The organism is Nocardioides sp. NPDC047086 (assembly GCF_040643685.1).
In the GTDB taxonomy this organism is placed as follows: Bacteria; Actinomycetota; Actinomycetes; order Propionibacteriales; family Nocardioidaceae; genus Nocardioides.
The window spans coordinates 151,593-172,368 of record NZ_JBEYUV010000002.1; the positions used below are offsets into that span (position 1 = coordinate 151,593).

Sequence of the window (20,776 nt, forward strand, 5' to 3'; positions counted from 1 at the left end):
TTTCTCCTAGCGCCCGGTCTTGGGGGCGAAGATCGTGCCGACGATACGGGCGATGAGGTTGAGGACCATGACGAGGATGAAGAGCACCAGTGCTCCACCCCAGGCGTACTCGACGCCCTTCGCCGTGGCCTCGGACAGCTGGGTGTAGATGAAGACCGGCACGGTCATCATCGGGCTGTCCTCGAAGGCGTTGGTGTTCAGGTTCGGGTTGAAGCCCGAGGCGACCAGCAGCGGCGCGGTCTCGCCGATCACTCGCGAGATCGCGAGCACGACGCCGGTGACGATGCCGCCGATGGCGGTCGGGAGCACCATCCGGGTGATCGTGCGCCACTTCGGCACCCCGAGGGCGTACGCAGCCTCGCGCAGGTCGTCGGGGACCAGCTTGAGCATCTCCTCGGTCGAGCGGACGACCGTCGGGATCATCAGCAGCGAGAGCGCGACACCACCGCCGAAGCCGAAGCGCGTGCCCGGCCCGACGATCAGGGTGAAGAGCGCGAAGGCGAACAGACCCGCGACGATCGACGGGATGCCGGTCATGACGTCGACCAGGAAGGTGATCGCCTTGGCGAGGCGGTTGCCCTTGCCGTACTCGATCAGGTAGATCGCGGTCATGATGCCGATCGGGATCGAGATCAGCGCAGCGATGCCGGTGACGATCAGGGTGCCCATCAACGCGTGGTAGAGGCCGCCCTGCTCGTCGCCGGTGACCGAGCGCATCGAGTAGGTGAGGAACTCCGGGCTGATGGTCGCGGCACCGCGGGCGATGACCATGTAGACCAGCCAGATCAGCGGGATGACCGCGACACCGAAGGCCGTCCAGACCAGCCCGGTGACGAGCTTGTCGGTGGCCGAGCGCCGGTTCTCCACCAGCAGCGCCCACAGCGGGTAGCCGATCAGGAAGCCGAGCACGCCGATGACGACGGCCCCGACGATGCCCACGCCGAGCACCAGGGCCAGGCCGCCGAGGGCGACCGCGGCGACGCCGACCAGCCACTGGGCGCCTCGTGGGAGCGTGGCGTGGGAGAGCTTGGTCTCTTCCCGGGCCACGTCGTTCACAGAAGAGTTGCTCACTTGGCCCTCCCTCGGGCGACGATCCAGCGGGCGAGTGCGTTGATCAGGAAGGTGAAGGCGAACAGCACCAGGCCGGTCGCGATCAGCACCGACAGCCGGTCGGGCGTGCTCTCCTTGTAGCCCTGGGCGATGTGCGCCGCGATCGTCTGCGGGTTGTTGGTGCCGATGATGAACAGCGTGATCACCACCTTCGGCGAGGCGATCATCGCGATCGCCATGGTCTCGCCGAGCGCCCGGCCGAGGCCGAGCATGACCGCGGAGACCATGCCGGAGCGGGCGTAGGGGAAGACCGCGTAGCGGATCATCTCCCAGCGGGTCGCGCCGAGCGCGAGAGCCGCCTCCTCGTGCAGGCGCGGCGTCTGTGCGAAGACCTCGCGGCAGATCGAGGTGATGATCGGCAGGATCATCACGGCCAGCACGATCGCAGCGGTGAACAGCGTACGGCCGTTACCGGAGGGCTGGCCGTCGAAGAACGGCAGCCAGGCGAGGTTCTCGGCAAGCCAGGCGTGGGCCGGCACCAGGTAGGGACCGAGCGCCACCGCACCCCACAGGCCGAAGACGACCGACGGGACCGCGGCGAGCAGGTCGATGACGTACGCCACCGGGGTCGCGATCCGCCGCGGGGCGTAGTGGCTGATGAAGAGCGCGATCGCCACGCTGAAGGGGACCGCGACGATCAGTGCCAGAACAGCGGCGTACATGGTGGCGTACAGCAGGGGCACGACCAGGCCCAGGAACGAGCCCTGGCCGGCGTAGTTCTGCGGGTCCACGTTGAAGCCCGGGATGCCCTCGATGCCCAGGAAGATGAAGACGGCTGCCAGCGCCACCAGGATGAGAGTGGCGGCGATGACGGCGAGGCCTCGGAAGACGACATCACCCATCGAGCCACGGCCGGAGGAGAGCTCCGACTTCGGGTCAACGCCAGGGTCGGCGCCGGGGTCAGCGGCGACAGTCACAAGGCATTCCTCGACTTTCTTGTTTCGGTTCAAAGACAGCCGTACGGGCGGCGGCCGCAGCCACCGCCCGAACGGCGATCAAGTCAGACGTATCGGCACTTATTTGAGACTGGTCACTTGATCCCGGCGACGAGATCGAGCGCCTTGTCGGCGGTCTCGCGGTCGAGCGGCGCGGAGCCGGCCTCCTCGGAGGCGACCTTCTGGCCCTCCTCGGAGAGGATGTACTCCAGGTAGCCCTTCACGTTGGCCGCGTCCTCGGCGTTCTCGTAGGTCGGGCAGGCCAGCAGGTAGGACACCAGCACGACCGGGTAGACGCCGGCCTCGGTGGTGGTGCGGGCGACCTCGACAGCCATGTCGCTGTCGCTGGTGCCGACCGGCTTCGAGGCGGCCAGGATCTTCGCGGCAGCCTCGGCGGACGGCGCGACGTAGTCCTCGCCGACCTTGACGCTGACGGTCGCGAGGTCGTTCTCGCGAGCCGCGGACTCGTCCATGAAGCCGATGTACCCGGCGCCCTGCATGGCGGTCACGACACCGGAGGTGCCGTCGCCGCCCTCGCCGCCCTTGATGGAGGCGGGCCACTCACCGGACGGCTCCTCGGTCCAGCCACCGGCGGCCGCGAGGTAGTCGGTGAAGTTCTCCTGGGTGCCGGAGTCGTCGGAGCGGTGGACCGGGGTGATCGCGGTGTCCGGAAGCTTGGCGTCCGGGTTGGTCGCGGCGATCGCCGGGTCGTTCCACTTGGTGATCTTGCCGGAGAAGATGCCGGCGAGGGTCTTGGGGTCGAGGTCGAGCTCGTCGACACCCTCGACGTTGAAGACGACGGCGATCGGCGAGACGTAGCCCGGGACCTGGATCGGGTCGGCGCCGCACTGCTCCTTGGCCTTGGTCAGCTCGCCCTCGTCGTCGTTGAGGGCGGAGTCGGTGCCGGCGAAGAGGTAGCCGCCGGTGATGAAGCCCTCACGACCCGAGCCGGAGCCCACGGGCTCGTAGACGACGCTGAGGTCGGGGTTCGCGTCCTGGATGCCGGCGACCCATGCCGCCTGGCCCTTCTCCTGCGAGGAGGCTCCGCCACCCTTGATGGTGCCCGAGAGGGTGCCTTCCCCGTCGCTGCCGCTGTTCTGCTCGTTGGCAGCGCCGCAGGCGCTGATCGCAAGAGCAAGGGCCGCAGCCGTGATGCCCGGGACGAGTGCCCGGCGCAGCGAGGTGGTGTTCACGCAAGTCTCCTGATGATGGTGCAGTCGATTCGGAGTTGTCGCGATGACCGTAGGGAGCCGAGGTGGACGGGAAACTCGGTGAAGGTGAACACAGGCTGAACGAGGAACACAAAGTCGGTGGCAAATCAGTGTCAGTTCCGGGCACAGGAGATGAACAGGCAGGCCTCAAGCCTCTGTTAGACCTGAAATGCCTCGACAGCCCGCACTTCACCTGCGCGCACGTGCAGCACCATCAGCTCGCCCTTCGCCAGCTTCGGATCACGCATGCCCAGCCCGTCGAAGACCCACGGCAGCACCGGTCGGTGCGTGCAGATCACCGTCGGAGCAGCCAGGTCACGCAGGGTTTCCGCGGCCAGGACCGACACGCTACCTGCCTCCGCACCCTCCTCGCTCAGCAGTCTCATCTCCTCGGACGCGATGCCGGCGAGCCCGGCGTACGGCGCGACGGACTGGGTGCAGCGAACGCTCGGTGAGGTGATCACCCGGCGGATGTCGTAGGCCATCAGCAGGCCGGCGAGGGCGACCGCCTGGGCCCGTCCGGTGTCGTCGATCGGCCGCTCCTGGTCCGCACGGGACCAGGACGAACGGCCGACGGCCGAGGCGTGCCGGAGGATCACGAGGGGCGTGGTGGGGTCGCGTACGTCCTCGGCCTGCTGCAGCGTGGCCCGATCGTGCGGATAGGTGAGCCGATTGCGCGCCGTGTCCACCGGCAGCCACGCGACGTCATCGATCTCGTCGTTGATGAGGTAGCCGTCGACATCGTCGTCGGCGCCGGCGGCGGTGCGGCCGACCCAGTAGTGGACCACCTTCTGCCCGGCCTCGACGGGATAGCGCTGCGGCTGGAGCGGGCGGCCGAGGGCGACCCGCAGGCCGGTCTCCTCGCGCACCTCGCGGATCGCGGTCACCGGCACCGTCTCACCGGGGTCGACCTTTCCCTTGGGAAAGGACCAGTCGTCGTACTTGGGCCTGTGGACCAGTGCCACCTCCGGCAGGTCTTCGTGCTCGCGAAAAACCACTACGCCGGCGGCCGGGATCTCGGGCATGCGCACAGGGTATGTCGAGAAGGTGGCCGGTTCGTCTAAGGTTCGTCGGGATGTTCCGCACCCCGCAGCTTCTCGGCGGCCCCAGGATGTGGGTCGACCGATCATCCCGAGTCCTACGCGCCCACCCCTTGTCGACCATCGCGGTGGGCGTCGTCGTCGTTGCGCTCGTCATCTTCCTCGCCCGCGCCTGGGCGACCCGCGGCGGCGACCTCGACGAGGCGCTGCGGCTGGCCCCCGCCGAGGCGACGCGGGTCTCCTTCACCGACTGGACGGGAATTCGCGAGAGCACCGGCGCCGACCTCGATGCCGACTCCACCCCGGAGGAGGTGCACGAGATGATCGACGAGGCCTACACGAAGGACCTCACCTCGACCTCGGTGCTGCCGGACGCCTCGGGGCTCCTGCAGCAGCACTTCGGCTGGTCGCCCGCGACCCTCGACTGGGAGCTCTACACCCAGTCGACCGAGGGAGCGCTCATGGTCGGGCACCTCGAGGACATGGACGCCGACCACCTCGTCGACCAGCTCACCTCGATGGGGTTCACCGCCCCCGAGGACGACCCTGCGGACGGCGGCGTGTGGGACGGCAGCCTGGTCCCGTTCTCCACCTTCACCGACTCCGGGATCGACTCGACGATCAGCCCGCAGCTCACCTACATCTCCTTCCTGCCCGAGCACGACCTCATCCTGGCCTCGGACGGCCGGCGATATCTGAGCGATCAGGTCGAGAACCTCGGCGACGGTGACCTGCACGAGCCGATGACGGACGCCGCCGACCGGCTCGGCGACCCGCTCTCGGCGTTCGTCTACGACGGCGACTTCACCTGCACCGAGATCGGCCTGGGCGGCGCCTCGGCCGCCGACCAGGACCAGGCCGACGGTCTCGTCGACGCCGCCGGCGACATCAACCCGATCGCGGGCTTCGCCATGGCGGCGGAGCCGAACGGGGACGTACGTGTGGCGATGTCGTTCGAGAACGACGACCAGGCGCGTACGAACGCCGACACCCGGGCCAAGCTCGCCGTCGGCCCGGCGCCCGGTCAGGGCGGCACGTTCGACGAGCGGTTCGAGCTCGGAAAGGTCGCGGCCGAGGACGAGGTCGTCACCATGCAGCTGCAGCCGAAGGACGGCACCGCGGTGCTCTCCGACCTCGCGAACGGGCCGCTGCTCTTCGCGACCTGCTGACGCGTCCTCAGGGGATGATGCCGAGGATCCGGTCGATCTCCTCCTGGGAGAGGTGATCCTCGGACTCGCTGGCGGCGACGATGAGATTGGTCGTGAGCTCGACCTCGAGGAGCAGCTCGGGATCTTCCAGCGTCACATCGAACTGATCAGCCACGCCACCGCCTCCTCACGTCCACTCAAAGCTCGTCTTCACATCATCGCCCAGTCTTGGTGGATCCGCGCGCTGATCCACCAAGAACCATCAAAAGTTGTCACATCAAGCGTGACACAGGAGCCCGAGAGGGCTCCAATCAGACCACGAGGCCCCAGCCGAACGGCTGGGGCCTCGTTGCAGATGATCATTGTCGGCAGGTGCCGAACCCGAGATCGCCTTAGCTACTCATGAAGAGCCTTATTTCAGAGAGGACGAACGTTCTCCGCCTGCGGGCCCTTCGGACCCTGGGTGACGTCGAACTCGACCTTCTGGTTCTCGTCCAGCGACTTGTAGCCGTTGGTCTGGATCGCAGAGTAGTGAACGAAGACGTCGTCGCCGCCGTCCTCCTGCGCAATGAAGCCGAAGCCCTTCTCGGCGTTGAACCACTTAACGGTGCCCTGAGCCATCTGCTCGTTACTCCTTAGTCGGGGCGAGAGGCCACCAGGTTCGGTAGCCCCGCATCAGGGGCGGGTGACACGTCGCTCCGACCTGTGTTCCCGGACCGGGGTCCGGGCGGGCACAGAGCAGAAACGCCGTTGGATCACAAACTCCGCAGGCGTCAGACCTTCTGGAACTTGCACCTGTTGCGGGAGTGACACTAGCAACTCACGCGCCTGAGCGAACCCCCCTTGACCGATCGTTTTACGTGCGAAGCGGTGAAGGTTGCCCCACAGAGCGGTGAAACGGCCGCTCAGCGGGACGTACACGGGCGGTTTCCGGACCGGGTCTCCGGAAGCAGAAGACCCTCGCCCGGCCCGGGCGAGGGTCTGATCTGGTAGGCCGTGTCGGTCTCGAACCGACGACCCATGGATTAAAAGTGGACCGCTCGCCACACTCTGACCAGTCCAAACGCGACTGGACCTCCACATCAGGGGAGAGATAGGGGACGATCCGCGCGATTCGCTTCCCTAAGCCCTTGCCCATGCCGAGTGGCAGCTACTCGGAATCCTCCGCAAGGCGATCGGCCCACTCGTCCCTCGACATACTCCGAGCCTCCTGCTGCAACTGATTAAGGGCATCGGCGCGCTCGGCGTCGGCACCCGACCTTGGGGCGAAGGCCGAGTTCGTAAGAAGGTCGTACATCTCATCAGTCGTCACGTAGTGGCCACCCTTGAACCGACGGAGAACATTGGCAGCTCCCGCGCCTAGGGTTCCTAGTGCACCTTCGGCCACCGCGGTTAGATCCTGATTACTCGATGGGGCACTGGGTTCAACAACGGATGGCCACCGCACCGTCAGCACAATCGAGTCATCGAACGCCTGCCATGAGTGAGACGTGCCAGGACCGAAGACGACGAAATCACCTTCTCGCTTCATCTCCTGATCGCCGTCAGGGAGGCGTACAGCGAAGTGGCCACGCAAGAGCATGACCATGGTTGTGCGGACCTCCTACTCTGCGACAGTCCACTCGTGGCGCTCCTCCCCCGCCTGATGGGTGCCCCACTTGATCTCAACGTCGGTCGAGTGAAGTGGGCTGTCCTCAGAGTCGATGAAGTGGCCGATGAGCCAGCCGCGGCGCTCTGCGCCGTCGTCGTACGCGTTGCCGGTGGCGGTCGTCACTGGGTGATTCCAATCTCGAAGTGGGGCAGCGCTACGCGCTCTGGGTGCAGCTCGTGGAGACGTCGCAGGCCAAGGACGAAGGCGTAGAGTCCTTCGTCTGACCACGCCGGATTGTGAGCGAGAGACCGCAGGCCAGGCAAGGCGTGGACCGATAACGGCAAGCTCGGCGAAGAACGCGGGCTGAAGCATCGGGTTACGACCGCGACTCGGCCAGTGCCGCTCGTGCCGCCACTTGTGAAGCTGCTACGCGACCACCTCGAACGGTTCGAGACCGGCCCGGGAGGCTGGCTGTTCGTCAGCCGCGTCGGCAAGTTCGGGGGTCCGATGCCCGCAAGCCTCTCCCGCCCCGTTCCGCTCGCTGCAGTCGAGCGGGCATTCAAGGCCGCCCGTGAGGCAGCATTCACCGAGGCCGAACAGAAAATCACCCCTGGCTCAACGACCCTACGATCTGCGCCACGCCGCCGTATCGACCTGGCTCGCCGCCGGAGCCCCGCCAACCCTGGTCGCCCAATGGGCCGGACACGGCGTCGAGGTACTCCTCAAGGTCTACGCGCACGCCGTAGATGGCCAGGGTCCCGCCGCGATGAAGCGCATCGAGGATGCCCTCAACGACGAGAAGTGAACTCCCCAAATGTCCAAGGCCCCGAGACACCTGTCGACACACTGGCAAGCTCGACTCAAAGTTCCAGGAGGAGCAAGCCGTGCAAGCGTTCGCGGCTGTTGGTGAGCTCGACAAGGCACTGTTGCTGATCGAGCAGCAGGTGGATCCGGGCGCGCGTACGGCCCGTCGTAGCAGCTTTCGCAACCTGATCGCTTGCCCAGGCGACGACCGCCGGGAAGGCGGCATCGTGATGGACGGTGCTTTCAACCGTCGACATGACGTCGTCGAAATGGTGGGTCAACTCAACCCAGAAGGTGGCGACCGCAGAGTCGGTCACCACCCTACGCTCGTCAAAATCCTCGATCATGGCTCGATCCTCTCACCGAACCAAGGTGTGGGCCGGACACGGCGTCGACGCACTCCTCAAGGTCTACGCGCACGCCGTAGATGGCCAGGGTCCCGCCGGCGATGAAGCGCATTGAGGATGCCCTCAACGACGAGAAGTGAACTCCCCAAATGTCCAAGGCCCCGAGCTGCACACCGTGCACTCGGAGCCTTGGACGCTGGTAGGCCGTGTCGGGCTCGAACCGACGACCCAATGATTAAAAGTCACTTGCTCTACCAACTGAGCTAACGGCCCGGGGACAGTCTGCCGCACCCGTCAGATCCTGGCCAAAGCCAGGTCATCGGAGCGAGCCGAACGATCCATCCTCAGGGGAGAAATAGGGGACAAACACTCGTAGCCGCCCGCCGAACACCAGTGCGAACCGGACAGAATCAAAGACCCCTTGACCTGCTCGAATAGGTCGAACCGGCGCCGTGCCTGCGTGACCCGCGGTGCCGCATAGCGAGGATTAAAGTCCACTGCTCTACCAACTGAGCTAACGGCCCGCCGGGAGTCTACCGGAGCAGCCGCCATCTCCTATTCGTGGTCGCCCGGCGATGCGGTGGGCCGTCCACGCTCGCTGATGATCCGCGCGCATCTCTCCGCGGCAGCCGCGCCCGTCAGCGCATGCTCGAGCAGGAGCTGCGTCCAGCGCTCGTAGCGGGCGACCTCGACCGGATCGGCAATCTCGAGGTCGCCGGCGCTGGTCTCGAGGGTGACGATCCGGTCGCGCTGGTCCCAGCCGTGCTGGACCAGGACGGGGAAGCTCTCGAAACCGACGATGCCGATGGTCGCCTGAGTCGTGGTCGCCAGATGGGCGATGTGGTCGATCTGGGCACGCATGATGTCGGGCGAGCCCACCAGGTGACGGAGGGCCGCCTCGCCGACCAGGATGGTGATCGTGCGGCCGGCCTCGTAGAGGATCGCCGAGCGACGCAGCCTCGCGGCGATCACGTGGGACGGGTCCTCGGCAACGGCGTCCCGGTCCCGCGAACCACCTGCCAGCGCCAGCAGAGCACGCGCATAGTCGGGGGTCTGCAACAGCTCGGGGACGCTGTGCGGCTGGTAGCTGGTCAGGACCTTGGCGGCCACCTCGGTCGCTGCGTACGCATCCTGGTGCTGCTCGGCACCACCGCCGGTCGGATGGGCGTCGCGGAACGCCGCGTGCTCCTGGTCGGCGCGGGCGCGCAGCGCGAGCAGCATCTCCCGGTCGGCCCCCACCGCGGCGGCCCAGGCACGGACCTCGGCCTCGGAGATCGACTGCCGGCCCGACTCGATCTTCGACACCTTCGGCTGGGACCAGCCTGAGCCCAGGGCGTCCGCCAGGCCGGCTCCGGTCAGGCCGGCGGCGCGACGGGCCTCCCGGAGCGCCTCGGTCAGCGCCTCACGGGCTCGACGGCTTGGGCGGGACACGGCTAGAGCCTCCTTCGACGGATTCGACGAGCCACCATCGTGCCCGATGGGCATACGGTACGTCCAGATGCACATCATGATTGGCAGGATCAAAATATTATGCTCTACTGGATCCGGGGTCGACGTCGACAGGAAGGCAGGGCCTCGATGAGCATCCGACGAACCCACCCCGGACGACCGCGCCTCGTCCCCTCGAGCACGGCCGCCCCACCCCGCGAGCAGGTGCTCCATGCCGCGGCGCAGCTGTTCGTGACCAAAGGCTTCGCAGCCACGTCCACACGAGAGATCGCCGATAAGGTCGGAATCAGGCAGGCATCGCTCTACTACCACTTCACCGGCAAGGACGAGATCCTCGCCGAGCTCCTGGAGCGATCCGTCCGCCCCACCGTCGATCGGATCGACGAGATCGAGCGGCTGACCGCCTCCGCGAGCCCGGAGACCGCGCTCTACCTGTTGGCCCTCGTCGACGTCCACACGCTCGCCGAGGCCCCGGACAACGTCGGCATGCTGGCCACCCACCCCGATGTGACGAGCAGCGAGGCGTTCGACGCCTTTCGGAGCACTCGCGCCGAGCTCGCGGAGGCCTACGGGCGGATCGCCACCCGGGCCGCAGCGCCCGGCATCGCCACGACAGCCGAGCCGAGGCACCTCGGCGAGATGCTCATGCATCTTGTCGAGGTCACCACCACCCTCCGCGGCAGCGGCATGCCGATCGACGACGCCACCGCCGGCATCATCGCCTCGACCTGCCTTCGCGCCTGCGGAGTCCCCGACAGTCGGATCGCTCCGGCAGCCTCGGCCGCGGCGAATCTCGTCGACGGACTACCGGCCGAGCCTCACTCCCGCACGGCCTCGCCATAGGCACCCACGAACCGCTCGAGCAGCTCGAGGAACTTCCCGGACTCATCCCCGAGAGCGGCCAGCCCCTCCGCGTAGGCGCCCAGCGCTCGGGCCGAGGCCGCCTCGTAGACCGCGAGGCCTTCCTCGGTCGGCTCGATCAGCCGCGCCGAGCGTCCCGGTTCGGCGAACCGGCGCAGGTGGCCCGCCGAGAGCGCCGCGTTCACCTGGCGGTTCACGGTCGACTGCTCGAGGTTGAGGCCGTCGGCGATCTCCCGCAGCGTGCGCGGCCGGCCGTCGGAGAGAAACCAGAGCAGACGGCCGTCGGCCTGGCTGAGCGCACTGCGGTCCTCGGCGAGACGGCGGTGCACCTCGAGCCGGCCGACCAGCGAGGCCACGCGACGATCGGCGGACAGGTCCGGGCTGATCCGCTTGAAGAGAGGGTCCTCGGAGGAGGGCTTTGTGGACGGCATCACATCTCCAGGCATTGTCGTTCGAACCTCACGATGTGTAGCATACACACGTCAATATGTAGATTACACATCAGAGGTGCGTCTTGAGTTCCTCCCCCTCCACCACCCGCGAGCCGACCGCGCGCTCGACGGGTGGCGCCGTGGCCGTCATCCTGGTGCTCTGCTTCGGCAGCCTCTGCGCCGCGCTGATGCAGTCACTGGTGATCCCGATCCAGAGCGAGCTCCCCGAGCTGCTCTCCACCACGGCCAGCACGGCCTCCTGGGTGGTCACGGCCACGCTGCTCGGCGCCGGTGTGACGATGCCCGTCACCGGCCGCCTCGCCGACCTCTACGGCAAGAAGCCGGTGCTGGTGATCTCCGGCGTCGTGCTCGTGCTCGGCTCCGTCATCGTGGCACTCTCCGACGCCGTCGGCCCGGTCCTGGTCGGCCGCGTGCTCCAGGGCATGGCGATGGGCTACATCCCGGTCGCGATCAGCCTCGTTCGCGAGATCGCGCCCGAACACCTGCGCAACACCGCGGTCGCGGGCGTCAGCGCCACCCTCGGGGTCGGCGGTGCGCTCGGCCTTCCGCTGGCCGCCTGGATCGCCCAGGACTTCGACTGGCACACCCTCTTCTGGGTCTCCGCCGGCCTGGCTCTCGCCGTCACCGTGCTGACCGCGGCCGTCGTCCCGCACGTACGCGACGCGCATCCGGGGCGTCTCGACATCGTCGGTGCGCTCGGGCTCGCGGCCGGCCTCGTCGGCGTGCTGGTCGGCGTCTCCAAGGGCAACGACTGGGGCTGGGGCGAGCCGGAGACACTCGGCATGATCGTCGGCGGCGTCGCGATCCTGCTGCTCTGGGGCTGGTACGAGCTGCGCCACGACGACCCGCTCGTCGACCTGCGCACCACCGCACGCAGACCGGTGCTGCTCACCAACATCGCTGCCGTCCTGATCGGCTTCGGCATGATGGCGCAGTCGATCGTGGTCCCGCAGCTGCTCCAGATGCCCGAGGCCACGGGCTACGGCCTAGGCCAGACGATCTTCCAGGCCGGCATGTGGATGGCGCCGGCCGGGCTGATGATGATGCTCTTCACCCCGGTCTCCTCGCGGCTGCTGACCCGCCTCGGCGGCCGTGGCACGATGGCGATCGGCGCGGTCGTCCTGGCTGCCGGCTACGTCGTCGCGGTCTTCCTGATGGACGCACCCTGGCAGCTCATGCTCGCCTCCTGCGTCGCCTCGGCGGGCGTCGGGATCGGGTACGCCGCGATGCCCACGCTCATCCTCTGCAACGTCCCGGCCGCCGAGGCCGCCGCGAGCGTGGGGCTGAACAGCCTGATGCGCTCCATGGGCACCACGGTCGCCGGCGCGGTCATGGCGATCGTGCTGACCAGTCGGACCACGGTCCTCGCGCCCGGCGCGCCGGAGATCCCGACCGCGGACGCGTTCCAGCTCTGCTTCGTGATCGGGGCGCTCGCGGCCGGGGTCGGGGCGTTGATCGTGCTCCTCATCCCGAGGCCCCAGAAGGCCACCAACGACGACGCCGCGGAGAGCGCGGCACTCGCCGGAGCCCACTGAGCACCGAACATCCGGACCTCGAGACGACGAACGGGCCCGACCAGCTCAGAGCTGGTCGGGCCCGCTGCGTACGAAAGAAAGGTTTCTCTCAGTGGGTGCCGGTGATGCGGTCGAGCGCGCCCGGGGTGTAGGGCGAGCTGGTCTCCAGGTAGGCGGCGAAGGCATCGATGTCGAGGCCGCCGTAGTAGGGGTCGGTGCCCTTGGTGAAGGCTGCGAAGGCGTCGCCGCCGCCCTGCAGGAAGTTGTTGGTCACGACCCGGTAGGACGCGGCCTTGTCGATCGGCTGGCCGTTGAGCGTGACCGAGCCATCGACGGGACCCGAGGGGCTGATCTGGTAGGAGAAGCCCTTCGAGACCTGCAGGATCTTGTGGGACGCGGCGTTGGCGCCGGTGACCTGCTGGGTGAGCAGGTCGTAGATGTCCTGGCCGGTCATGGTCAGCGAGACCAGGTAGTTGTTGAACGGCTGGACCGTGAACGCCTCGTCGTAGGTGACGTCACCGACGGCCTCCCCGTAGGGCGAGTTGGCCGCGGTCAGGTCGGCACGGATGCCACCCGGGTTCATGAACGCGATCACCGGCGTCTGACCGTTGACGATCGTCGACGGGTCAGCGAGCTGGGCGTCGGCGATGAGGTCACCGAGGGCGCTCTCGCCGGAGGCGTTGGTGGTGCGGGTGACGTCACCGGAGATCGAACCGAGCACCCGGGAGGCGATCGGGGTGACCAGCTCCTTGTAGGTGTTGATCAGCGTGGTCTGCTCCGGGGCCTTGGCCACGTCACGGGTGACGAGCAGGTTCGACCCCTTGACCGAGGAGCGGACGATGTCGCGCTTCTTGAGGTCGTACTTCAGGTTGGTCTCGGTGTAGAGCCGACCGAAGGACGAGGCCGAGGTGACCAGGCGGGACTTGCCGTCGGGGTCGGGTACGTCGCAGACGTAGGGGTTGTGGGTGTGGCCGGTGACCAGCATGTCGATCTCGGGGTCGAGGTTCTGCGCGATCGGCACGATCGGCGAGCCGGCGACCAGCTCACCGCCGCCCTCGCAGGTGTAGTCGTAGCGGGCGTTGACGTCGTAGACCTTGCCGGTGGCCGGGTCGGTCCACTTCTCCTTCGGCAGGTTGGCACCCTCGTGGATCAGGGTGACGATCGCCTTGACGCCCTTCTTCTTCAGCTTGGGCACGAGCGCGTTGGCGGTCTCGACCTCGTCCTTGAAGGTGAGGCCCTTGACCCCCTCGGCGGTGACGATGTCGGGAGTGCCCTCCAGGGTCATGCCGATGAAGCCGATCTTGACGCCGTCGACCTCCTTGATCGCGTAGGACGGCAGGATCGTCTTGCCGCTCGCATCCTCGACCACGTTGGAGGCGAGGATGTCGAAGTCGGCGCCCGTGTACTCGTGGGCGGCGCAGGAGTTCTGGTTGTTCTCGCCGTCGCCGTCCTCGATGCAGCCGCCGTCGGCGATGCGCTGCAGCTCCCTGTAGCCCTCGTCGAACTCGTGGTTGCCGACCGCGGTCACGTCTAGGCCGAGCTTGTTGAGCGCCTCGATGGACGGCTCGTCGTGGAAGGCGGCCGAGAGCAGCGGCGAGGCCCCGATGAGGTCGCCCGCGGCGACGGTCAGGGACCGGTCGTGGCCCTTGCGGGCCTCGGCCAGGTGGGAGGCGAGGTACTCCACGCCACCGACGTTGACGGTCTCGTCGACCGGCGCACCGGTGGCCGGGTCGATGTGGTGGCCGGTGACCAGGCGCCCGCTCGAACCCGACGGCGCCTCGAGGTTGCCGTGGAAGTCGTTGAACGAGAGCAGCTGGACATCGACCAGGTGCTTGCCTGGCTTGGCCGAGGCGGAGTTCGCGACCGGGTTGGCGACTGCGGCGGCCGCGAGAGCGACGGCGGCAACGGCCACAACGGGGCGAAGCTTGCGGGTGTTACGAGGCATTGCGGGCTCCCCATCTCAGTGATCGACGAAGGGAACAATGCCCCTTCGGGTTCTTCTTGTGAAGAGGTAATCGGATTACCGCTGCCGAATCGTCATCAACCGTTAATCAGCCGAAAAATTCGGTAACATCCACCGTTCCACCGGCCTCCTCGAACTCCTCGCGGACCGTCTCGCGCAGCTTCGCGTCGGAGAGGTAGTCAGCCGCCACCCCGGCCAGACCGTAGGCGGCGTCGACGAGCACCCCGTCGGCGTACGGCGTGACCGCGGCAGCGGCGAACTCGCGGCTGTGCAGCGATACGTCGGGCTCGGCGATCTTGACCATCGCGTGCAGACCGGGGACCCGGAAGGAGACGTTGCCGAAGTCGGTGGACCCGGCGAGCAGGTCCGGGACGACACCGGGCGCCAGGACGGTGTGGTTGCGCTCCTGGTAGCGGCGGTTCCAGGCCTGCGCCAGCCCGCTGTTGTTGCGGATCGGCAGGTAGACGGGCGACTCGTCCCAGGTGAACTCGACCCCGCAGCCCGTCATCAGCGCCGCGCCCATCGCCATCTCCTCCAGCCGTTGGGAGAGGATCTTGAGCGTCTCGGGGTAGGCGGAGCGTACGTAGAACTCGACCGTGGCGTGCTCCGGGATCACGTTGGGGCGCAGGCCGCCGTCGGTGATGATCGCGTGCACCCGGTCGGTCGGCGGCATCTGCTGCCGATTGAGCGCGACGCCGGTGTAGAGCAGGTTGGCCGCGTCCAGGGCGTTGCGACCCATGAACGGCTGGATCGAGGCGTGCGCCGGCACCCCGACGTACGTCACCTTCAGCTGCCTGCGGCCGAGGAAGACGGGCTCGGAGTTGTCGTAAGTGAACGGGTGGACCATGATCGCCGCGTCGATGCCGTCGAAGGCGCCCTTCTGCGCCATCAGCTCCTTACCACCACCGCCTTCCTCGGCCGGGGTGCCGAGCCAGATCGCCCGGCCGCCGAGGCGCTCGATCACGCTCGCGATCGCCAGGAACGCGCCGACGCCTACCGTGGCGATCAGGTTGTGGCCGCAGCCGTGACCGATGCCGGGGAGCGCGTCGTACTCGGAGAGCACGGCGATCGTCGGACCGTCCTTGGTGCCACCCGCCGAGGCGTAGAGGGCGGTCGGGAGGCCGTAGGCGCCCCGGGCCACCTCGATGCCGTGAGCCTCGACGAACTCCGCCAGCCCGGCCGAGCTGCGGTGCTCCTCGAAGCCGGTCTCCGGGTGCTCGGCGAGGTCGTGGGAGACCGCGACCAGCTCCGGGCCGAGGTCGGCGAGCTTGTCGCGGATCGCGTCGAGGATGCCGCGCGGAGCTCCCGCGGCATCGGTCTCGACGGCCTTCGTGACAAGAGCCTTGGCGTCCGTCTCGTCGCGAAGCTGGTTGACCAGGAACGGGTTCGGCTGCTGCGGCTGGGTCATGCCGCCAGAGGCTATCGGTGCCTTGTCACCTGTCGCTGAGGACCCAGCCGTCGGCGACGATACGTGCCTCGTCGGCGGGCCGGGAGGAGTCGAACACCGTACGCCGTCCCTGGCTGACCACGATGCCGTCGACGTAGATCCCGCGGCCCTGGGAGGTCGAGTCCGTCTCGTAGATCCACCGGACCGTGGTCGTGCCCGCGGGCAGCTCGGCACGTCCGCGCAGCCAGCGGCGGCCACCGTAGCCATTGACCGCCTCGCTGGTCTCCCAGCTCCAGTCGCCACCCTCGAGCGTCCAGGGCAGGGGGCTGAAGGTGGTGCCGTCGGTGGAGTGCTGCAGCCGACCGACGTCGTAGCGCGGCTCGGTGTCGAACCAGTAGTCGAAGCGGACCGTCGCGTTGTCGGTGGTCGGCAGCGGCACGTCGAGGGTCGCCTTCTTGGCGTTCGTGCGACCCGAGAACCACGACGTACGCCCCTTCGCCGGCCGCACCGCCGAGGCCATGCCCAGCGCGTCGGAGACGGCACGACGGGAGGGGTTGTTGCTGCCCCAGTCGCGGCTGGGGTGGACACGGTTGGTCATGAGCACGACGAGCTGGTGACCGATCGGGTCCATCACGATACTGGTGCCGGTGTAACCGGTGTGACCGAAGGAGACCGGGGACCAGATCGGGCCGTGGTACCAGGTCGTGGCGAGCTCCCAGCCGAGGCCACGGGAGCTGGTGAACCGGGCCCCGGTGTAGTCGTACAGCGAGAGCCTGACCGTGTCCTCCTTCAGGATCCTGGTGCCGTTGTAGACGCCGCCGTTGAGGTACATCTGGCCGAACCTCGCCATGTCGGCCGCGGTCGAGAAGACACCCGCGTGACCGGCGACGCCATCGAGCGCCCAGGCGTTCTCGTCATGCACCTCGCCGCGGATCATCGGTCGGCCGGCCCACGGCTGGTACTCGGTGGCGGCGACACGGTCGAGGCGGTCGGCGGGCGGGTTGTACATGGTGTCGCGCATCCCGAGCGGCTCGGTGATGTGGTCGCGGACGTAGACGTCGAGCTTCTTGCCCGAGAGCCGCTCGACCAGCAGCCCGAGGGTGATCAGGTTGATGTCGGAGTAGCGGTAGATCTGCTCGGGGGCGTGGGTCGGCGTCGTGTCCATGATCGCCGCGACCCGCTCCGGGTAGGTGTCGTAGCCCGCCCACAGCGAGGGAGAGGGGCCGGCGAGCAGGCCGGAGACGTGGGTGAGGAGGTGGCGCACGAGGATCGCGCCCTTGCCGTGCGGCGCGAACTCGGGCAGGTAGAAGACGACGGGGGCCTCGAGGTCGAGGCTGCCCTGCTCCATCAGCTGGAGGATCGCGGTCGTGGTGAAGAGCTTGGACATCGAGGCGATGTCCCACATCGTCTCCAGCCCGGCCGCGACCTGCCGCTCCGCGGGGAGCTCGACGACGGTGGTTCCGTCGAGGCCGTAGCGGAGCGCCTTGCCCACGCTCTCGTGGGCCACGATGACGCCGTCCTTGACCGCGATCGCGGTGGCGCCTGCGTACAGGGGGTGGGCGGGGTTGTCCGTCGTCGGCTCGAGGAACCGGGTCAGCTCGCTGCGGATCCTCGCGATCGGCGCCGGGTCGAGGCCGACCTGGCGGGCGTGGCCGGGCCGCAGGACGGTGCGCGGGGTGAAGGTGAGCTCGTCGGGCGTGATCATCGGCGGCTGCCCGGCCAGGGAGGCGAGCGTCCGCCGGGCCGACCTCGTCGGGTCCTCCGGCGTCGTGGCCACCGCGGCACCGCCACCCAGGAGAGTCATCGCGACCCCACCCAGGGTGCTGCCGAGAAGGGTGCGCCGAGAGGTGATGAGCATGTCCGAGGACGGAGTCATACCTCGATACTGCCGCTCCGGCACCGGCTTCGTGCAGTGAAAGGAAATTTTCTTTCATGCCTCCGAGCTCAGAGCGTCGGCCAGTGCTCCGCCCACGGCTTCGCCTGCTCCAGCTGAGCAGCGACCTGCAGCAGCAGCGCGTCGTCACCGAGCTGGCCGGAGAGCTGGATGCCCAGCGGCAGTCCGGCGGCGGTCCGGTAGGTCGGCACCGAGATCGCCGGGCGCCCGGTGATGTTGGCGAGCTGGGTGTAGGGCACCCAGCCGAGGTTCTCGTCGACCAGCTGGTCGATCATCCCGGTCGCCCGCATGATCCGCCCGCCGTGCACCTTGTGAAGCACGCGCGCCGCGGTCTGCAGAGCCTTGGGCGTGGTCAGCTGCCCGACCTTCAGCGGCGGCTTCGCCAGCGTCGGGGTGAGCAGCAGGTCGTACGTCTCGTGGAACTCGCTCAGGCGGCGTACATGGTTGCGGCGGTTGATGTGCGCGAGCTCGACGGCGACCACTCCCCCGGCGCGGCCGAGCTCGGCCACGGCCAGGGTGTCGGCCTCGAAGTCCTTGTCGGTGGCTCCCACCCGGAGCTTCGCCTCGGCAACCTCGGCGGCCGCCGAGGCGAACCAGATGGTGAGGAAGTCGCGGCCGAGCTCGGCGGCGTCGTAGGGCGCCTCCACCTCCTCGACGTCGTGGCCGAGCGCTTCGAGGGCCTTGGCCGCATCCTCGACGGCCGCGATCGCCTCCGGATCTGGCGCGGTGATCGAGGAGGTCGAGGTGAACCCGACCCGCAGCTTGCGCGGCGCGGTCGCGATCGCCTCGGAGAAGGCGGCACCGGGGCGCGGAGCGTGGATCATCGCCAGCGGCTGGTCACCGACGAGTGCGTCGTAGAGCCCGGCCGCGTCGCGCACCGTGCGGGTCACCACGCCCTGGACGACGAAGCCGTTGGAGGCATCCAGGCTCTGCGGGCCCAGCGGCAGCAGTCCGCGGGTGGTCTTCAGCCCGACCAGGCCGTTGCAGGCCGCCGGGATCCGGATCGACCCGCCACCGTCGTTGGCACCGGCGGCCGGGACGATCCCGGCGCCCACTGCCGCCCCGGAGCCACCTGAGGAGCCGCCGGGCGTGTGGTCGGTGTTCCACGGGTTGCGCGCGGCGCCGAACAGCTCCGGCTCGGTGATCCCCTTCGACCCGAACTCCGGGGTGTTCGTCTTGCCGAAGATCACCAGGCCGGCATCGAGGGCGCTCCGGGTGAAGTAGGAGTGCTCGTCGGCGACGTCGTCGACGAGCGACCGCGAGCCGTAGGTCGTCGGGTGCCCCTGGTACTCCTGGGCCAGGTCCTTCACCAGGAACGGCACGCCGGCGAACGGCCCGCTGGGGCCGTCGCCGGCGACCTGGGCGTCGGCCTCGGGGATGTCCGCGACGATCGCGTTGATCCGCGGATTCACCGCCGCTGCCCGTTCCCGTGCCGCGGCCAGGACCTCGGCCGCGGTCACCTCGTGGTCAGCGACCAGCTTCGCCAGCCCGGTGGCGTCGTACGTCAGATACTCATCGACCCGCATGAGCGCAGGCTAGCGGTGATCGCGCCGGTGCGGAGGCCTCAGTTGAAGATCTCTCGGTAGTCGCCCTCGACCCGGTCGCGCTTCCACAGGTCGATGCCGGTGGAGGCGGCGTACTCGTCGATCCTGGCCAGCTCCTCGGTGGTGAGCTCGGGACCGGAGAGCGCGCCGAGGCAGTCGGTGACCTGCTCGGGGCGGGAGGCGCCGATGACGACCGAGGTCATCCGTGGATCGCGCAGCGCCCAGGCGAGCGCCATCTGGGCGAGGCTCTGGCCGCGGTCGGCGGCGAGGGCGTTGAGCGACTCGAGGCCGGCCAGCGTCTCGGGCGTGAGTGCCTCCGGGGTCAGGAACCGTGCCTTGGCGGCACGGGAGTCCTCGGGGACCCTGCCGCCGAGGTACTTGTTCGTCAGCAGACCCTGCGCCAACGGCGAGAACGAGATGGCACCCGCCCCGACCTCGTCGAGCGTGTCCAGCAGGCCGTCGGTCTCGAGCCAGCGGTTGAGGATGGAGTAGGACGGCTGGTGGATCAGCAGCGGGGTGCCGAGGTCGCGCAGGATCGCGGCCGCCTCTCGGGTCAGCGCCGAGGAGTAGGAGCTCAGCCCGACGTAGAGCGCCTTCCCGGACCGCACGATCTGGTCGAGGGCGCCCATCGTCTCCGCCAGCGGCGTGCTGGGGTCGGGGCGGTGGTGGTAGTAGATGTCGACGTAGTCGAGCCCCATCCGCTTCAGCGACTGGTCGAGGCTGGAGATCAGATACTTCCGAGAGCCGCCGATCTTGCCGTACGGCCCCGGCCACATGTCCCAGCCGGCCTTGGTCGAGATCACCAGCTCGTCCCGCAGTCCGGCGAAGTCGCCGCGCAGGTGGCGGCCGAAGTTCTCCTCGGCGGAGCCGTAGGGCGGGCCGTAGTTGTTGGCCAGGTCGAAGTGGGTGATGCCCGCGTCGAAGGCCGTCCGCAGGATCGCCCGCTGCCGCTCGAACGCCAGGTCGTCGCCGAAGTTGTGCCACAGCCCGAGGCTGACCGCCGGCAGGTCCAGTCCGCTGTGCCCGGTCCGCCGGTACTGCATCGCCTCGTAGCGGGACTCCGCAGGAACGTACGTCATGCGTCGGTCCTCTTTCCGGCGCGCAGCGCCACCTTGATCATCGGCCACTGGAGCGGCAGCCGTGCGACGGTGCCCGCGAAGAATCCGGCCGACTTCGCGGTCCGCTTCCGGTTCGCCCGCTTCCCTGCGTCGACGCTCATCTGCACGTTGGCCGGGAAGACCCCGACCAGCAGCGCAGCACTGGCGAGCCCCGCGATCCGGCGGGTCCTGGGGTGCAGCAGCCCCAGCCCGCAGACGATCTCCGCGACCCCGGAGATCTCCACCACCTTGCGCGCCTCCGGCAGCTGCGGCGGCACGATCGGCTCGAAGACCTGCGGCCTCACCAGGTGCAGGGTCCCCGACCCCAGGAACAGAGCGGCGAGGCCGGCGAGCGGCAGGTCGAGAGACGATTTCGTACGCACGCCCCGACTCTTTCACGTCGCTGGTTGCCGCGCGCGGCCCGATAGC

Annotated in this window: 19 protein-coding genes and 1 tRNA gene; 3 read left to right on the forward strand and 17 right to left on the reverse strand. The window is 68.3% G+C overall.

Features of this window, described 5'->3' with window-relative positions; all coding sequences use genetic code 11:
• Positions 1–6: 6 nt before the first annotated feature.
• From pstA to ABZ796_RS02650, 4 genes are all read right to left on the reverse strand, one after another.
• Positions 7–1,071: a phosphate ABC transporter permease PstA gene (gene pstA, locus ABZ796_RS02635; protein ID WP_357334403.1), complete on the reverse strand. Its 1,065-nt coding sequence runs from the start codon at positions 1,069–1,071 to the stop codon at positions 7–9.
• Positions 1,068–2,027, reverse strand: coding sequence for a phosphate ABC transporter permease subunit PstC (gene pstC / locus ABZ796_RS02640; protein ID WP_357334405.1), 960 nt, complete (start codon positions 2,025–2,027; stop codon positions 1,068–1,070). Before pstC ends, pstA begins: the two co-directional genes overlap by 4 nt.
• Positions 2,028–2,140: 113 nt before the next feature.
• On the reverse strand, positions 2,141–3,238 hold the full coding sequence (locus ABZ796_RS02645; RefSeq protein WP_357334407.1) for a phosphate ABC transporter substrate-binding protein PstS: 1,098 nt from the start codon (positions 3,236–3,238) through the stop codon (positions 2,141–2,143).
• 176 nt (positions 3,239–3,414) lie between these two features.
• Positions 3,415–4,281, reverse strand: coding sequence for an NUDIX hydrolase (locus ABZ796_RS02650; RefSeq protein ID WP_357334408.1), 867 nt, complete (start codon positions 4,279–4,281; stop codon positions 3,415–3,417).
• A 50-nt stretch (positions 4,282–4,331) separates the two neighbouring features.
• On the opposite strand from ABZ796_RS02650, the gene ABZ796_RS02655 reads away from it, so the two are divergent.
• Positions 4,332–5,465 (forward strand): hypothetical protein, encoded by a 1,134-nt coding sequence (locus tag ABZ796_RS02655; protein WP_357334409.1) that lies wholly within the window; start codon positions 4,332–4,334, stop codon positions 5,463–5,465.
• A gap of 7 nt (positions 5,466–5,472) precedes the next feature.
• Here ABZ796_RS02655 and ABZ796_RS02660 read toward each other — a convergent pair whose 3' ends face one another.
• The 6 genes from ABZ796_RS02660 to ABZ796_RS02685 form a co-directional block, all read right to left on the reverse strand.
• Positions 5,473–5,619, reverse strand: coding sequence for a hypothetical protein (locus ABZ796_RS02660; protein WP_165111317.1), 147 nt, complete (start codon positions 5,617–5,619; stop codon positions 5,473–5,475).
• A gap of 242 nt (positions 5,620–5,861) precedes the next feature.
• Positions 5,862–6,065 carry a cold-shock protein gene (locus tag ABZ796_RS02665; RefSeq protein WP_045548871.1) on the reverse strand — a complete coding sequence of 68 codons (204 nt, stop codon included), beginning with the start codon at positions 6,063–6,065 and terminating at the stop codon, positions 5,862–5,864.
• A gap of 982 nt (positions 6,066–7,047) precedes the next feature.
• Entirely contained in the window at positions 7,048–7,218 is a 171-nt protein-coding gene (locus ABZ796_RS02670) for a hypothetical protein (protein WP_357334411.1), read from the reverse strand.
• Between the two features lie 677 nt (positions 7,219–7,895).
• Positions 7,896–8,186, reverse strand: coding sequence for a hypothetical protein (locus tag ABZ796_RS02675; protein WP_357334413.1), 291 nt, complete (start codon positions 8,184–8,186; stop codon positions 7,896–7,898).
• Between the two features lie 197 nt (positions 8,187–8,383).
• Positions 8,384–8,459, reverse strand: a tRNA-Lys gene (locus tag ABZ796_RS02680).
• Between the two features lie 282 nt (positions 8,460–8,741).
• Positions 8,742–9,617: a helix-turn-helix transcriptional regulator gene (locus ABZ796_RS02685; RefSeq protein ID WP_357334414.1), complete on the reverse strand. Its 876-nt coding sequence runs from the start codon at positions 9,615–9,617 to the stop codon at positions 8,742–8,744.
• 147 nt (positions 9,618–9,764) lie between these two features.
• On the opposite strand from ABZ796_RS02685, the gene ABZ796_RS02690 reads away from it, so the two are divergent.
• Positions 9,765–10,478, forward strand: coding sequence for a TetR/AcrR family transcriptional regulator (locus ABZ796_RS02690; protein WP_357334416.1), 714 nt, complete (start codon positions 9,765–9,767; stop codon positions 10,476–10,478).
• Here the strand turns inward: ABZ796_RS02690 and ABZ796_RS02695 are convergent.
• The gene (locus tag ABZ796_RS02695; RefSeq protein ID WP_357334418.1) at positions 10,454–10,927 is read right to left on the reverse strand and encodes a MarR family winged helix-turn-helix transcriptional regulator; all 474 of its coding nucleotides are present in this window, start codon (positions 10,925–10,927) and stop codon (positions 10,454–10,456) included. The two genes, ABZ796_RS02690 and ABZ796_RS02695, sit on opposite strands and share 25 nt — an antisense overlap.
• 83 nt (positions 10,928–11,010) lie before the next feature.
• Here ABZ796_RS02695 and ABZ796_RS02700 point away from each other — a divergent pair, with 83 nt between their 5' ends.
• Entirely contained in the window at positions 11,011–12,483 is a 1,473-nt protein-coding gene (locus ABZ796_RS02700) for an MFS transporter (RefSeq protein WP_357334419.1), read from the forward strand.
• Between the two features lie 88 nt (positions 12,484–12,571).
• Here ABZ796_RS02700 and ABZ796_RS02705 read toward each other — a convergent pair whose 3' ends face one another.
• The 6 genes from ABZ796_RS02705 to ABZ796_RS02730 all read right to left on the reverse strand — a co-directional run bounded on the left by ABZ796_RS02705 (position 12,572) and on the right by ABZ796_RS02730 (position 20,730).
• On the reverse strand, positions 12,572–14,407 hold the full coding sequence (locus ABZ796_RS02705) for a bifunctional metallophosphatase/5'-nucleotidase (RefSeq protein WP_357334421.1): 1,836 nt from the start codon (positions 14,405–14,407) through the stop codon (positions 12,572–12,574).
• 106 nt (positions 14,408–14,513) lie between these two features.
• Positions 14,514–15,833 carry a M20 family metallopeptidase gene (locus ABZ796_RS02710; RefSeq protein ID WP_357334423.1) on the reverse strand — a complete coding sequence of 440 codons (1,320 nt, stop codon included), beginning with the start codon at positions 15,831–15,833 and terminating at the stop codon, positions 14,514–14,516.
• A 25-nt stretch (positions 15,834–15,858) separates the two neighbouring features.
• A complete protein-coding gene (locus ABZ796_RS02715) occupies positions 15,859–17,688 on the reverse strand; it encodes a serine hydrolase (RefSeq protein ID WP_357334425.1) in 1,830 nt (609 codons plus the stop codon).
• 68 nt (positions 17,689–17,756) lie between these two features.
• Positions 17,757–19,232 carry an amidase gene (locus ABZ796_RS02720; protein ID WP_357334426.1) on the reverse strand — a complete coding sequence of 492 codons (1,476 nt, stop codon included), beginning with the start codon at positions 19,230–19,232 and terminating at the stop codon, positions 17,757–17,759.
• A gap of 38 nt (positions 19,233–19,270) precedes the next feature.
• Entirely contained in the window at positions 19,271–20,329 is a 1,059-nt protein-coding gene (gene mgrA / locus ABZ796_RS02725) for an L-glyceraldehyde 3-phosphate reductase (protein ID WP_357334428.1), read from the reverse strand.
• Positions 20,326–20,730, reverse strand: a complete 405-nt coding sequence (locus ABZ796_RS02730) for a DoxX family protein (RefSeq protein WP_357334430.1) — start codon at positions 20,728–20,730, stop codon at positions 20,326–20,328. The genes mgrA and ABZ796_RS02730 overlap by 4 nt, the downstream gene beginning before the upstream one ends.
• Positions 20,731–20,776: the final 46 nt, after the last annotated feature.